This window comes from Bacillus sp. PS217 (assembly GCF_037963535.1).
In the GTDB taxonomy this organism is placed as follows: domain Bacteria; phylum Bacillota; class Bacilli; order Bacillales; family Bacillaceae; genus Bacillus; species Bacillus subtilis.
In genome coordinates this window covers 2,155,042-2,167,938 of sequence record NZ_CP150157.1, presented here as the reverse complement: position 1 = coordinate 2,167,938, position 12,897 = coordinate 2,155,042, and the positions used below count along the sequence as shown (strand labels likewise).

16 protein-coding genes are annotated in these 12,897 nt (G+C 43.5%); 13 read left to right on the top strand and 3 right to left on the bottom strand.

The window, feature by feature from the left end; translation table 11 throughout:
- Positions 1-118: 118 nt before the first annotated feature.
- Together msrA and msrB are read left to right on the top strand one after the other, a co-directional pair.
- Entirely contained in the window at positions 119-652 is a 534-nt protein-coding gene (gene msrA, locus NSQ83_RS10935; protein WP_042976318.1) for a peptide-methionine (S)-S-oxide reductase MsrA, read from the top strand.
- Entirely contained in the window at positions 653-1,087 is a 435-nt protein-coding gene (gene msrB / locus NSQ83_RS10930; RefSeq protein WP_024572009.1) for a peptide-methionine (R)-S-oxide reductase MsrB, read from the top strand. It abuts the gene before it with no gap.
- 43 nt (positions 1,088-1,130) lie between these two features.
- On the opposite strand, the gene NSQ83_RS10925 is transcribed toward msrB, so the two are convergent.
- Entirely contained in the window at positions 1,131-2,156 is a 1,026-nt protein-coding gene (locus tag NSQ83_RS10925) for a nucleoside-diphosphate sugar epimerase/dehydratase (RefSeq protein WP_014477115.1), read from the bottom strand.
- Between the two features lie 365 nt (positions 2,157-2,521).
- Between NSQ83_RS10925 and NSQ83_RS10920 the strand changes: the two genes are divergently transcribed.
- On the top strand, positions 2,522-3,670 hold the full coding sequence (locus NSQ83_RS10920; RefSeq protein WP_015483350.1) for a phytase: 1,149 nt from the start codon (positions 2,522-2,524) through the stop codon (positions 3,668-3,670).
- 70 nt (positions 3,671-3,740) lie between these two features.
- On the opposite strand, the gene cgeB is transcribed toward NSQ83_RS10920, so the two are convergent.
- Positions 3,741-4,694 (bottom strand): spore maturation protein CgeB, encoded by a 954-nt coding sequence (gene cgeB / locus NSQ83_RS10915; protein WP_041336460.1) that lies wholly within the window; start codon positions 4,692-4,694, stop codon positions 3,741-3,743.
- A gap of 6 nt (positions 4,695-4,700) precedes the next feature.
- Complete coding sequence (cgeA, locus tag NSQ83_RS10910; RefSeq protein ID WP_015251873.1) at positions 4,701-5,102, bottom strand: spore crust protein CgeA; 402 nt, start codon at positions 5,100-5,102, stop codon at positions 4,701-4,703.
- 204 nt (positions 5,103-5,306) lie between these two features.
- Here cgeA and cgeC point away from each other — a divergent pair, with 204 nt between their 5' ends.
- The 10 genes from cgeC (at position 5,307) to ablB (ending at position 12,880) form a co-directional block, all read left to right on the top strand.
- Entirely contained in the window at positions 5,307-5,612 is a 306-nt protein-coding gene (gene cgeC / locus NSQ83_RS10905; RefSeq protein ID WP_003230826.1) for a spore maturation protein CgeC, read from the top strand.
- 64 nt (positions 5,613-5,676) lie between these two features.
- Positions 5,677-6,957, top strand: a complete 1,281-nt coding sequence (gene cgeD, locus NSQ83_RS10900) for a spore maturation glycosyltransferase CgeD (protein ID WP_128480798.1) — start codon at positions 5,677-5,679, stop codon at positions 6,955-6,957.
- Between the two features lie 28 nt (positions 6,958-6,985).
- Entirely contained in the window at positions 6,986-7,765 is a 780-nt protein-coding gene (gene cgeE, locus NSQ83_RS10895; protein ID WP_015383898.1) for a spore maturation N-acetyltransferase CgeE, read from the top strand.
- Positions 7,766-7,844: 79 nt separating this feature from the next.
- On the top strand, positions 7,845-7,958 hold the full coding sequence (yoyG, locus tag NSQ83_RS10890; RefSeq protein ID WP_003218179.1) for a YhzE/YjcZ family sporulation protein YoyG: 114 nt from the start codon (positions 7,845-7,847) through the stop codon (positions 7,956-7,958).
- A complete protein-coding gene (locus tag NSQ83_RS10885; RefSeq protein WP_015714119.1) occupies positions 7,952-8,107 on the top strand; it encodes a hypothetical protein in 156 nt (51 codons plus the stop codon). The genes yoyG and NSQ83_RS10885 overlap by 7 nt, the downstream gene beginning before the upstream one ends.
- Positions 8,088-9,422: an aspartate aminotransferase family protein gene (locus NSQ83_RS10880; RefSeq protein ID WP_029726807.1), complete on the top strand. Its 1,335-nt coding sequence runs from the start codon at positions 8,088-8,090 to the stop codon at positions 9,420-9,422. Before NSQ83_RS10885 ends, NSQ83_RS10880 begins: the two co-directional genes overlap by 20 nt.
- A gap of 6 nt (positions 9,423-9,428) precedes the next feature.
- Positions 9,429-10,118 (top strand): CoA transferase subunit A, encoded by a 690-nt coding sequence (locus NSQ83_RS10875; protein WP_029726808.1) that lies wholly within the window; start codon positions 9,429-9,431, stop codon positions 10,116-10,118.
- Positions 10,103-10,756 (top strand): 3-oxoacid CoA-transferase subunit B, encoded by a 654-nt coding sequence (locus NSQ83_RS10870; protein WP_015251878.1) that lies wholly within the window; start codon positions 10,103-10,105, stop codon positions 10,754-10,756. The genes NSQ83_RS10875 and NSQ83_RS10870 overlap by 16 nt, the downstream gene beginning before the upstream one ends.
- Before the next feature lie 8 nt (positions 10,757-10,764).
- Positions 10,765-12,075 carry a peptidase gene (locus NSQ83_RS10865; protein WP_080316919.1) on the top strand — a complete coding sequence of 437 codons (1,311 nt, stop codon included), beginning with the start codon at positions 10,765-10,767 and terminating at the stop codon, positions 12,073-12,075.
- Positions 12,053-12,880 (top strand): putative beta-lysine N-acetyltransferase, encoded by an 828-nt coding sequence (gene ablB / locus NSQ83_RS10860; RefSeq protein ID WP_041054607.1) that lies wholly within the window; start codon positions 12,053-12,055, stop codon positions 12,878-12,880. Before NSQ83_RS10865 ends, ablB begins: the two co-directional genes overlap by 23 nt.
- The last annotated feature ends 17 nt before the right edge of the window (positions 12,881-12,897 follow it).

The window sequence follows — 12,897 nt, the reverse complement described above, 5'->3', positions numbered from 1 at the left end:
CATTACATAAGCATATTGCTTAAAACCTATAGATTTTATTGAAAAGCAGAATCATTTTCATTCTATTTTTACATGCTATAATATAATAATACCACGTATTAACAAAGGAGGCACCAGTATGTCTGAAAAAAAAGAAATCGCCACATTTGCAGGAGGCTGTTTTTGGTGTATGGTTAAACCTTTTGACGAACAGCCGGGAATTGAAAAAGTGGTGTCCGGGTATACAGGCGGCCATACTGAAAACCCTACGTATGAAGAGGTGTGCAGTGAAACGACGGGACATCGTGAAGCCGTTCAAATCACGTTTAATCCTGATGTATTCCCTTATGAAAAACTGCTTGAATTATTTTGGCAGCAAATCGATCCGACAGATGCCGGGGGGCAGTTTGCTGATCGCGGCAGTTCCTATCGCGCAGCCATTTTTTATCATAATGAAAAACAAAAGGAGCTTGCGGAAGCTTCCAAGCAACGTCTGGCGGAAAGCGGCATCTTTAAAGATCCGATTGTAACGGACATTTTAAAAGCTGAACCTTTCTATGAAGCGGAAGGCTACCATCAGCATTTTTATAAAAAGAATCCAGCACATTATCAGCGCTACCGGACAGGTTCCGGACGAGCGGGATTTATCAGCGAGCATTGGGGGGCTAAATAAATGGCGTACAATAAAGAAGAAAAATTGAAGTCATTAAATCGCATGCAATATGAAGTAACGCAAAATAACGGCACGGAGCCGCCATTTCAAAATGAATATTGGGATCATAAGGAAGAAGGGTTGTATGTAGACATTGTGTCAGGCAAGCCATTGTTTACATCCAAGGATAAATTTGATTCCCACTGCGGCTGGCCAAGCTTTACAAAGCCGATTGAAGAAGAAGAAGTGGAAGAAAAACTGGACACGAGCCACGGCATGATTCGCACAGAAGTAAGAAGCCGAACTGCTGATTCTCATCTTGGCCACGTATTTAATGACGGACCTGGTCCAAACGGACTTCGTTACTGCATAAATTCAGCAGCGCTGCGGTTTGTTCCGAAGCATAAGCTAAAAGAAGAAGGATACGAAAGCTATCTGCATCTCTTTAATAAATAAAGTGTTAAAAACAGGCCTGCCTAATGGATAGACAGGCTTGTTTTTATGCCTTTTTCTCTTGATGCAATTCTTCAATAATCTGAGCAATTCTTTCTTTCGTAATGAGCGGGGCTTGATCTGATTGATACCCAGGCAGATTGACTTTGCGAAAGTCAGGATGTTTTTCCGGCTCTGGAAGGATCGCATAAAGGTTGCCCCATTCATACAGTGATTCAATTTCATGTGGAGATGTTAATTCTTCGTGAAGCTTTTCACCTGGACGCTTGCCCACTTCTACTGCAGCCGGCCGCGGGAGCCCGTGCTGCGATGCATATTCTTCAAACCCATGAATCAGTTCTTCAAGTTTCAGTGATTCCATTTTGAAAATAAAGGTTTCTCCGCCTTTTGTAATAGCAGCCGATTGTAATGTCAATGTAGCTGCATCGTCTATTGACATGAAAAATCTGGTCATGTTTTTGTCTGTGATGGTCAGGGGTTCACCCTCCATCATCTGTTCAAATAATATGGGGATGACCGAACCTCTGGAACCGAGAACATTTCCAAAGCGGACCGAACAAAACAAGGTTCCTTTGTTTTGGACGTGGCGGTTTGCTTGATGAAACAGCTTTTCAGATAACAGCTTGGTGGCACCCATTGTGTTCACAGGAGATACAGCTTTATCTGTACTGATATTAATGACATGCTGCACTCGGTGTGAAAGGGCAGCTTCCACCACATTTTGTCCGCCGATGAGATTGGTCTGGATCGCTTCAAATGGATGGTCCTCACATGTCGGAACCTGTTTCAGCGCAGCCGCGTGAAAGACGATATCGACGCCTTTCATCACCTGATTCACCCTTCTGTGATCGCGTACATCTCCAAGTACAAATAATAGCCGCTTATCCTCCGCATACTTTTGGCTCATGACATACTGTTTACTGTCGTCTTTGCTGAATACAATCACCTGTTTAGGTGTAAGCAGCAAAAGGCGTTTGACAATTTGACTCCCGATTGAACCCGTTCCGCCAGTGACTAAAACTGTTTTGTTATGGAAAAATGGTTTTAGTTCTGCTGTTTGCTGTTTAGGCATGGCTTATCCTCCAACTCTCGTTTCTCTACCATGCATCATATGTTCAACTTTGTAATCGAATTAATGAAAGCAACCAATAAAACAAAATTTAGGGGAATGATCATGTCACAAAGTGTTCTTTTTTAATAGAAAATGGAAAAACGGACGTAACTAGGGAACAACAAAACTAAATAAACAATGTACTAAATATTCAACATATTTTTATTTCGCTCCGCAAAAGGAAATCTGGCAAAGTCCATGTACCTCTTTGGGGAAAAGTTGTTTATGAGTCAGAAACCCTATAAAAAAAGGTTCATTTTCCTCACGGTAATCACCTGTATATATTTTACAATAGTAGTGATAGTGATAAAAGAGGAGGGTACCAAATGAAGGTTTCAAAAACAATGCTGCTAAGCACTGCCGCGGGTTTATTGCTTAGCCTGACAGCAACCTCTGTGTCGGCTCATTATGTGAATGAGGAACATCATTTCAAAGTGACTGCACACACGGAGACAGATCCGGTCGCATCTGGCGATGACGCAGCAGATGACCCGGCCATTTGGGTTCATGAAAAACACCCGGAAAAAAGCAAGCTGATTACGACAAATAAGAAGTCGGGGCTCGTCGTGTATGATTTAGACGGAAAACAGCTTCATTCTTATGAGTTTGGCAAGCTCAATAATGTCGATCTGCGCTATGATTTTCCATTGAATGGCGAAAAAATTGATATTGCTGCCGCATCCAACCGGTCCGAAGGAAAAAATACAATTGAAGTATATGCAATAGACGGGGATAAAGGAAAATTGAAAAGCATTACAGATCCAAAACATCCTATTTCCACCAATATTTCTGAGGTTTATGGATTCGGCCTGTATCACAGCCAGAAAACAGGAGCATTTTACGCATTAGTGACAGGCAAACAAGGGGAATTTGAGCAGTATGAAATTGTTGATGGTGGAAAGGGTTATGTAACAGGGAAAAAGGTGCGTGAATTTAAGTTGAATTCTCAGACCGAAGGCCTTGTTGCGGATGATGAGTACGGAAACCTATACATAGCAGAGGAAGATGAGGCCATCTGGAAATTTAACGCTGAGCCCGGCGGAGGATCAAAGGGGCAGGTTGTTGACCGTGCGACAGGAGATCATTTGACAGCTGATATTGAAGGACTGACAATCTATTATGCACCAAATGGCAAAGGATATCTTATGGCTTCAAGTCAAGGAAATAACAGCTATGCAATGTATGAACGGCAGGGGAAAAATCGCTATGTAGCCAACTTTGAGATTACAGATGGCGAGAAGATAGACGGTACTAGTGACACGGATGGTATTGATGTTCTCGGTTTCGGACTTGGCCCAAAATATCCGTACGGGATTTTTGTGGCGCAGGATGGCGAAAATATCGATAACGGACAAGCCGTCAATCAAAATTTCAAAATTGTATCGTGGGAACAAATTGCACAGCATCTCGGCGAAATGCCTGATCTTCATAAACAGGTAAATCCGAGGAAGCTGAAAGACCGTTCTGACGGCTAGAATAGAAAGCAGCTTGTGCAGCTGCTTTTTTCTATGAATAAAAAAATCGTTCATAGCAATGAACGATTTTTCAAGAAAGCGCCAGATGAATCGCTTTTAGTTTTGCAGGAAGCTCATCAAACGTAAATGCGGGTACGGTCTCTTTATAATTGGCTGCTGCAGCTTTTTGCCGTTCTTCAGGGTGGTAGATATAGAAAGCGGCTTTTTCCTTAAAGTCGTTCATGCCGTGATAAGAAATAAAGGATGAAAAAGGATGTGCCGCGGGTAAATCTGTTAATTGAAATGCTTCGCATGCAGCGATATCAAACGTTCGGTTATTAAAACTGGCATTTTTGATGCGCATAGTATTTTGGTTGAAAGCAAAATGATAGGGACGATGCGCATTAATTACGATGTCTGCCCCATTATAATAATGAACGGCCTGTTCGGGTGGAACCCATGTGCTGACGACATCAATATGCGGCTGTTTGAGCACTTTTTTAGGCAGATATTTTCCCCATTCCTTGCCGATTACCCGAACCGTGAATGGCAGATGGACCGCTTCTTTCATAAGCTGAACCCGATTAGGGTAAGGATAGCCGATGATTAACAGATTTGAATGATAGGAATGTTCGGTGCCCATTTTTTTAAACAGCCGATGGTTAACTGGTATCGGAACATAATAGACGTTCTGGTAGCCGAGCTCTTGATAGTAGAGAGCTGCATTTTGTTCTATCGTTAATATGGCGTCAGCAAGCTTAATTACCTGAAGGCTGATATCCATATAAAATGGGTCTTCGGTCAGCCAAACATACACGGGGATATCCTTACCCTTTAACCAGGTCAGCCAGTCGTGAGGAACGCGGTCTCCAACCATCATAAGTGTGAAGTCCGGCTGAAACGCTTCGATCTTCATCAAAGATTCTGCTTCAGGTTTATCTGCAATCATATACTCTGTATGAGTGTTCTGAAAACATTCTTCAGCCCAGCGATCAAAATAACTGTATATTCCTCCGTATCCCGACTGGATATACAAGACTTTCATCGGATGTTATGAAAAGAACGTAACGCTTTCTACTTTGTCTACATCAATTAATGTTGTAGCTTGGCCTGCCGGAGTGACGGAGCTTTCCTGTGTTACAAAGACGATACCGTGAACCTGATCGAAAGCAACGAAAACAACCGGTCCGATCATGTCACCTGAATCAGTCACAATGCTGATTGTAGTGCCTGGCGTAATTCTGGCAAAAATCCATCTTGCCGGAAGAGAAGGGTCTAAAAGAGATTCTGCCGTAACCGTTTCACTTTCATCTACTTTTTGATCGATGGCAGCATCAAGCAAGGCTTTAAGATTACTATCCATATTTTCTCCTCCTTCTGTTGCAGTTGGAAATAAAGGGCTTAAAACGGCTTTAATTAAATCCTTTTTTAACTGTGCATTTTCAGAGCTCATTACACACACCTCCTATTCGATAGTGAACTCACGTTATTCATATTCTTCCGGCTGTTATTTGGTATGAGTCGAACGCCGTACCTGATCTATTTTTCATCTATTTAAGGAAAATGCTGATTTTTTAATGGAGTGGACATAGCCTATACCATAAATCGAAGTCGCACATATTGTGAAACAGAGATAATGATAAGGGAGAGGGATGATTTGGATTTAGAGAAACAAGTGGATCGAGAAGAAAACCAAGATGATCTGCATTTTATTTTGCTTTTGCTGATTCTGCTTATACGTCAATCGTCTTCTGAAGGAAATCCATCTGACCTCAGACGCCAGCTTGTTTTTGCAAAAGAGCTGGGCGTACCGGTTTCAAAAGTCAATTTGATCAACGGAGATACACTTCAAAATGTCATCGTAAAAGAAGTTCTGACTGATTTGGTTATTTTCCAAAACCCGTTAAATAACACGAGATCTCATGTTTCACTCTCAAGTGTTGTAAGCTGGGGTGCTTTTTAAATGATGACAGAGGCTCTGCTTGCTGCGGAGCCGTTTTTATGTTTGACGGCGGGAGGCGGTATAGATGGGAGAGAAAGTGTCTATTATTTTAACAAGTTACAACAAACCCGATTATTTGCAAAAAGCGATCGAAAGCGTGATACAGCAAACGCATGATCTTTGGGAGCTTTTTATCATGGATGATCATTCGAATGCAGAAACAACTGCGGTGATTCACAAGTATCTCCATGACCGGCGCATTCAATATCATAACAGTTTCGTGCATCCTGCAGATCGATTAAAAACAGCCCGTTATGCCACATTAATTAACAGTGCGCTCCCATTTGCAGACGGCGATTACATTTCCTATCTTACTGACGACACTGTTTATCATCCTGAGCGGCTGAGCCGTATGGTGCAAGAGTTTTCACATAAGCCTGAAGCGCAGGCGGTCTATTCAAAACAAAAAGTTGTACATGTAAACGAAAGGGGAGAGGAAATCTCACATTTCTACAGAAATGCCAATGCAGTGCTTGATCAGGCCGCTTTTCAAGTTGATCATTGCTCCGTTATGCATCGCCGTTCGTTACTTAATCTCATCCACCATAAATTTGGAGGCTACTGGGATGATGATATGAAGCATTGGAATCATGGAGACGCAATTTTTTGGGCGAGACTCAACAACTTTACCCCATTTCTGCCGATAAATGAAGTATTAGACACAACCTATAAAACCCCAGATTCATTTCAAAATGCATATCGGTTTCTGCCCGCCGATTTGATTGACGGCTCTTTTGTAAAAGGTTCAGATCAAAATGTGTATTTTTATGATCAGGGTGTGAGGCATCCTGTTGGAGAAAAGTGGGGTTTTTTGTATCTAAATCGGACTGTCGCTGTTCCAGACCCATATTTATTCCAATATAGGATTGGCAAAATTTTAAACATTCCGAATTATATTTTAGTAAAGGAAGCTGACCATCCTGCAATATTTTATATCGAAGCCGGAAAAAAAAGGCGAATTGTGGACCAGTATGCGTTTCAATTTTATCAATTTCAAAGAAAAGACATAGTGACAATTGGAAAAGAAGAGATGGAGATGCTTCCGGAAGGGCCGCCGATTACGTGGAAACGATCTGAATTGATCAAAAATCCACCTGGCCGACGGGTGTTTTTCATCGAACGCGAGCCGTTTTTGTTTCTAAACGGCGTCTTTCACCCGATTAGTGAACAAGTAACAAGGAAATTTTTTTTACATCAGAAGCCAATCTCCGCTTCTTTCCGAAATATTCAGCAATTTCCAATTGGAAAGCCGTTTTATCCGGTGTACGATGAGATTATAAAGAAATTGAATATTGCAACAGAGTAAAGGCATAGGTCATAAAAAGGAGACGTTCATGACAGGACATTATTCAAAAACGGAACATCAATATATATTGTTAACGTCTGAATCGGCATCGTTTGATCATTACAGCGTATACAGAGATCCGCAGCTTCCGCAAATTTTTTCTCATAACTTTGTTCAGCTCCATGATACGTTTCCATTGGAGCGGTTACTTAACTTTTTACCCTCCGTACCAAAGCTGCTTGATGCGAATTATCTCCATTTAAAAGCGTCGCCGCAGCATGTTTTTCCGCTCGGCTTGAAGCAGTCGCTTGTAAAAAGCGGTTTTGTCGTCGAGGATGAGCTACTATATGACATGAAGCTTAGTGACTGGAAGGGGCAGATGGGACATCCTTTAACCGCATGGGGGACGGCGAAAAGTCTTAGCGACGGATCTTCTATTATGAAAATTTACGATTCCATTTATATTGGAGAAGCAATCGCTGAACAAAAATTAAAAAGAAAATATCCTTTCTATGAAGCAGGTATAATCATTCTTGTTGTTTGTTACAGCGACCAGGCACAGAAAGTTCCCATTGGGTGCGGCGAGCTGTTTATCGATCATCAAGAGAAAACGGCTAAAATCGAAGAAGTGGCAATTTTAGATCAGTTTCAAAGGAAGGGCTACGGCAGTATCTTAGTGAAAGAAATGCTGTCCATCGCCAAATCACTAGGAATGGAAGCAGCCTACTTAGTTGCTGCAAGCACTGACGGTGCAACTCAGTTTTACGAAAAGCTGACGTTTAAAAAATATGAGCGGGTGCATACTGTATTTCATTATTTCCTTACATGAAATAGGCGTTTGCACAAACCATTTGGGACTTGGCCCGCATAAAATGCCGTATATCGTGATAAGAAAGGATGAAAACAGCATGTATGGATACTCTGGGTACGGTTACGGATTTGGCTGCGGGACAAATACATTTGTGTTAATTGTTGTCTTGTTCATTTTATTAATTATTGTTGGAGCCGCTTTTATTTGCTAGATGCTGAAATTCCAAAAGAGCCTTCCCTATTAGGAAGGCTCTTTTTATGTGAAAAAGTTTTTGCGGGGAACGTCATGCCGCCATTTGGACACTCATACAATATGGTAAAAGGGGTTTTGAGGTGGGAGCATGAGCAGTTATTTGATTAAGCCAGAGCTTAGCTCGGCCTATCCGGTTGTCAGTTATGCGAAGGGTTCATATGTTTATGATCAGACCGGAAAAAAATATCTCGACGGCTCGTCAGGAGCGGTGACATGTAATATCGGCCACGGAGTTCGTGATGTGACTGAGAAGCTGAAAGAACAGCTTGATCAGGTGTCTTTTGCTTACCGCTCACAGTTTACGAGTGAGCCCGCCGAGCAATTAGCCGCGCTCTTGGCACAGGAGCTGCCCGGAGATGTGAATTGGTCTTTTTTTGTCAACAGCGGATCAGAAGCGATAGAAACAGCTATGAAAATCGCCATTCAGTATTGGCAGGAAAAAAAGCAAACACAAAAATCCATCTTTTTGTCTCGATGGAGCAGTTACCACGGAATAACTTTGGGAGCGCTTTCATTATCTGGTTTTTATGAAAGGAGATACCGGTTCACCCATCTCATTGAACGGTATCCAGCTATCTCAGCTCCACATATTTATCGGCTGAATCACGAGACAGAAGAAGACTTTGTTCAGACTGCAGCTGATGAACTGGACACTATGATCAAAAGAATCGGAAGCCAATTCATCGCCGGCTTTGTGGCTGAGCCTATTATTGGTGCTGCAGGAGCAGCGATTACTCCGCCTCCGGGATATTATGAGAGATTAAGTGAGGTATGCCGCACACACGATGTGCTTTTTATTGCAGATGAAGTGATGACGGGGCTTGGGAGAACAGGAAGGATGCTCGCGACAGAGCATTGGGACACCGTACCTGATATTGCTGTACTGGGGAAGGGACTCGGTGCCGGTTATGCGCCTATTGCTGCTGCCGTCGTATCTGATTCTATTATTGAAACGATAAAACAAGGGTCAGGTGTGATTATGAGCGGTCACACATATAGTGCACATCCCTATTCAGCCAAAGCTGCTCTTGAAGTTTTGCGATATGTGTTAAAGCACGGCTTGATCAAACAATCAGAAAAAAAGGGCGCTGTGCTGAAGAAAAAGCTTGATGAGGCGGCATCTCAAAGCGGCATTATAGGTGATGTGCGCGGAAAAGGACTGCTATTAGGCGTTGAATTTGTGGCAGACCAAAAAACGAAGAAAGTGTTTCCGCAAGAGCAGACGATAACTCAGATTATTGTCAGCGAGGCGAAAAAACGCGGGCTGATTGTTTATCCTTCCAAAGCTGGAATAGACAGTGGAGAAGGAGATGCTGTCATTATTGCTCCTCCTTTTACCATTTCAGACGGTGAAATGGAAGAGCTTATCTCTATTTTTTCAGAAACAGTTGCAGCGGTCGAAAAAAACTTAAAAAAGGATTGACATTAAATGGCGTCATTTCAAAAAGCAATCAGCATTGACACAGCAATTGCAGATGTTCGGGATGGATCGGTTCTGATGTTTGGCGGTTTTGGGGGAGTCGGGTCGCCTCCTTCATTGATTGAAGCGATATTGGACAGCGGTGTAACGGATTTAACTGTGATCTGCAATGACGCCGGTTTCCCGGATATAGGGATCGGCCCGCTTATTGTTAATCAACGGGTCAAAACCCTGATCGCCTCGCATATCGGTTCCAATCCTGTAGCCGGAAAACAGATGACAGAGGGGACGTTAGAGGTTCAATTTTCACCTCAGGGAACGCTTGCGGAACGGATTCGCGCCGGCGGAGCGGGGCTTGGCGGTATTTTAACCGACGTGGGCATTGATAATCAAATGGTTTGCGAAAAAAAGGACATCGTAACAGTGGCGGGAAAACGATACTTGATTGAAGAGGCGCTGACGGCTGATTTTGCTTTCATCAATGCTTACATTGCAGATGAATTCGGCAATCTAACGTATGACAAAACCGCGCGCAATATGAATCCGCTTATGGCAATGGCCGCCAGGAGAACCTTTGCCGAAGCTGAGCGTATCGTTCCGATAGGTGAGATTTCTGAAGAAATGATTGTCACACCGGGGGTTTTTGTTGAGGGAGTTGTAAGAAGCGAGGGAGTGAAGTGGAAATGGGCTTGGGAGTAGCAGAAAGAGAACAGATTGCAAAACGGGCTGCTGCTGAAATTAAGCAGGGCATGATTGTGAATCTCGGTATCGGTATCCCATCCTTGGTACCGAACTTTTTGCCGCCTGACATGCAGGTCATGTTTCAAGCGGAAAACGGTGTCCTTGGCATTGGAGAAAGTCCCGAAAAGGGAGAAGAGGATGCGCATTTATGCAACGCCGCGGGCTATCCTGTCCGCGCTGTAAAAGGGGCGTCTTATTTTGATACAACCATGTCTTTTGCGATGATCAGAAAAGGCAAAATTGATATTACGATTTTAGGCGCCCTGCAGGTGAGCCAATCAGGAGATTTGGCAAATTGGCTTGTTCCGGGAAAAAAGGTGCCTGGTATGGGCGGGGCGATGGAGCTTGCCCAAAAAGCGAAAAAAGTGGTTGTCGTCATGAGTCATACAGATCAAAAGGGAAGGCCTAAATTAACAGAAAGATGTACGCTGCCATTAACTGCTGCAGGCTGTGTAGATTTGATTATTACCGAAAAAGCGGTTCTTGAGGTCGATAGCCATCACTTCATTTTAAAAGAGCTGATGAATGGCTCGACAATCGATGAGGTGACGAGGCTGACAGAAGCTGAAATCAAAATAGATATGCCTTTTTCTTAAGAGGGGGAATGAGGATGCAAGACATTGAAAGAAAAGTAATCGGGTGGCTTGATCAGCATTCGGCCAAAGCCATTCGTCTTCTCAAAAGGCTGATTGGGGAAAAAAGCACATTGGGGTCAGAGTTTAACGCCCAAGCTGTTGTGCTTGAAAAGCTGCGGCAATTTCATATGGACATTGATGTATGGGAGCCAAGTATAAAGCAATTAAAACAGCATCCCTACTTTAAATCTAACCGATCCGATTTTCATGAGAGCCCGAATATCGTGGCTAAAAAAACGGGAGCCGGCGGAGGCAGGTCCCTGATTTTGAACGGCCATATCGATGTTGTGCCTGAAGGAAGCGTAAAGGATTGGAAGTATGAACCGTATCAAGCTGTCGAAGAAAACGGTAAAATATACGGCCGCGGCTCAACGGATATGAAGGGAGGCAATACAGCCCTTCTTTTTGCTTTAGAAGCCCTGCACGCTTGCGATGTCAAATTGAAGGGAGATGTATTGTTTCAGAGTGTTGTAGATGAAGAGTGCGGCGGCGCCGGTACACTGTCCGCCATCATGAGAGGCTATCGTGCTGACGGGGCGTTGATTCCTGAACCGACGAATATGAAACTATTTATTAAGCAGCAGGGTTCGATGTGGTTTCGGATCACTGTGAAGGGATTAGCCGCACATGGGGGCACACGCTATGAAGGGGTAAGCGCGATTGAAAAAAGCATGCACGTTATCACAGCGATACAAGAGCTGGAGAAAGTCCGCAATGCGAGAATTTCAGATCCGCTGTATGACAATATCCCAATACCGGTACCGGTGAATATCGGCACGATCTCGGGCGGTGCCTGGCCATCTTCAGTTGCAGACCGTGTCGTTATAGAAGGGAGATGCGGAATTGCTCCCCATGAGAAACCAGAAGCTGTAAAACTTGAATTGGAAAACTGGCTGAAGGATTTAGAATACCATGACGAATGGTTTAAACGCCATCCCGTACAAGTCGAATGGTTTGGCGCTCAATGGCTGCCGAATGATTTACCTGATGATCACCCTTTAATTTCTGTGCTGCAATCAGCCTATCAAAAAATGAAACAGACAGAGCCGATTATTGAGGCTTCCCCGTGGGGAACGGATGGAGGGCTTTTGTACCATGCAGGAGATACACCAGTGATCGTTTTCGGGCCGGGGGAAACAAAAACGGCTCATCAGGCCAATGAATACATTGAGGTTGAAGCCATGATAGAATCTGCTAAAATTATTGCACTTTTTGTCATGGATTGGTGCGGGCTTCATACAGATGGGGAGGATGCGGATGCTCAAGTCAATAAAGAGTAGCGGTGTCACAGCAGTTTTGGACCATGACGGCTTTAATAAACGAATCAGAGTGGTCCGTTATGACGGAGCTATTGAGAAGGCCCTGCCGGATATCTTGGCAGCGGCAAAAGAAGAGAATGCAGAAAAAATCATTGTCTATGCGAAGCAGCATGATGAGCCGATCCTTGCCAAACAATTATTTGCGCCGGAGGGCTATCTAAAGGGCTATTATCTCGGCTATTCGGCTTGTGTCATGGTACGTTACCTTTCAGAAAGCCGGAGACAAACAGATTCTTATACAGAGGAACAGGAGATCATCGAAGCCATATATCGCACAGCGCCCCGTCTTCGCAACGACAGTACACCCGTTTTTACGATGAGAAAAGCAGAAACAAACGACATGTACCAGCTATCGATGCTGTATAAAAAAGTATTCCGCACGTACCCAACACCGGTATTTGACCCCGCTTATATTGAAAAGACGATGAATGCAAATACGGTGTATTATATCATGCTTGATCATGACCGCCTGATCAGCTCAGCAAGCGCAGAAATCAATCCAGAGCTTGGGCATGCAGAAATAACCGATTGCGCTGTGCTGCCGGAATATCGCGGCCATTCGTTAACAAGCTTTTTAATCGAGGCGTTAGAAAAAGAAATGGCTGGAAAGGATATCTTTCATGTATTTTCTCTCGCCCGTGCTTCGTCTTTTGGGATGAATGCTGTGTTGTACCATTCAGGTTATCAATATGGCGGAAGGCTGATCAATAATTGCTTTATAGCCGAAGGCCTTGAAAACATGAATATTTGGTGCAAGCAACTGTAAGTCAAAATATGCGCGAG

Coding starts and splice junctions, on each gene's coding strand:
- msrA (WP_042976318.1), top strand. CDS start 119: ATGTCTGAAAAAAAAGAAATCGCCACATTTGCAGGAGGCTGTTTTTGG.
- msrB (WP_024572009.1), top strand. CDS start 653: ATGGCGTACAATAAAGAAGAAAAATTGAAGTCATTAAATCGCATGCAA.
- NSQ83_RS10925 (WP_014477115.1), bottom strand. CDS start 2,156: ATGCCTAAACAGCAAACAGCAGAACTAAAACCATTTTTCCATAACAAA.
- NSQ83_RS10920 (WP_015483350.1), top strand. CDS start 2,522: ATGAAGGTTTCAAAAACAATGCTGCTAAGCACTGCCGCGGGTTTATTG.
- cgeB (WP_041336460.1), bottom strand. CDS start 4,694: ATGAAAGTCTTGTATATCCAGTCGGGATACGGAGGAATATACAGTTAT.
- cgeA (WP_015251873.1), bottom strand. CDS start 5,102: ATGAGCTCTGAAAATGCACAGTTAAAAAAGGATTTAATTAAAGCCGTT.
- cgeD (WP_128480798.1), top strand. CDS start 5,677: ATGGGAGAGAAAGTGTCTATTATTTTAACAAGTTACAACAAACCCGAT.
- cgeE (WP_015383898.1), top strand. CDS start 6,986: ATGACAGGACATTATTCAAAAACGGAACATCAATATATATTGTTAACG.
- yoyG (WP_003218179.1), top strand. CDS start 7,845: ATGTATGGATACTCTGGGTACGGTTACGGATTTGGCTGCGGGACAAAT.
- NSQ83_RS10880 (WP_029726807.1), top strand. CDS start 8,088: ATGAGCAGTTATTTGATTAAGCCAGAGCTTAGCTCGGCCTATCCGGTT.
- NSQ83_RS10875 (WP_029726808.1), top strand. CDS start 9,429: ATGGCGTCATTTCAAAAAGCAATCAGCATTGACACAGCAATTGCAGAT.
- NSQ83_RS10870 (WP_015251878.1), top strand. CDS start 10,103: ATGGGCTTGGGAGTAGCAGAAAGAGAACAGATTGCAAAACGGGCTGCT.
- NSQ83_RS10865 (WP_080316919.1), top strand. CDS start 10,765: ATGAGGATGCAAGACATTGAAAGAAAAGTAATCGGGTGGCTTGATCAG.
- ablB (WP_041054607.1), top strand. CDS start 12,053: ATGCTCAAGTCAATAAAGAGTAGCGGTGTCACAGCAGTTTTGGACCAT.